The 401-nt window shown below is 62.1% G+C and carries 1 protein-coding gene; it reads left to right on the forward strand.

What is annotated here, in order from left to right; genetic code table 11:
• Positions 1-401: KUP/HAK/KT family potassium transporter (locus EN850_RS33920; protein ID WP_189591289.1), on the forward strand; the 401-nt coding region annotated here is incomplete at both ends.

Raw genomic sequence — 401 nt, forward strand, 5'->3', positions numbered from 1 at the left:
GTGACCGGCGAGATGCTGATGACGACCGTGCTTTTGTTCGTGGTGATGCGCTGGCTGTGGAAGTGGCAGTTGGCGCTCGCGCTGGCGCTGGTGGTGCTCTTCGGCATCATCGATCTCGGCTTCTTCTCGGCCAATGTCGTCAAGGTCGTCGAGGGCGGCTGGGTGTCGATCACGGTCGCCTCTCTCATGGGGCTGATCATGTGGACCTGGATCCGCGGCACCCGGTACTTGTTCGACAAGACCCGCCGCAACGAGATTCCGCTCGACTTCCTGGCTGCGAACCTCCTGAAGAAAGAGCCGCAGCTGGTGTCGGGTACCGCGGTGTTCCTGACCAGCGATCCGCTCAGCGCGCCGACGGCGCTGATGCACAGCCTCAAGCACTACAAGGTGCTGCACGAAAA

Origin of the sequence: Mesorhizobium sp. M8A.F.Ca.ET.207.01.1.1, assembly GCF_004794715.1 — a bacterium.
Taxonomy (GTDB): domain Bacteria; phylum Pseudomonadota; class Alphaproteobacteria; order Rhizobiales; family Rhizobiaceae; genus Mesorhizobium.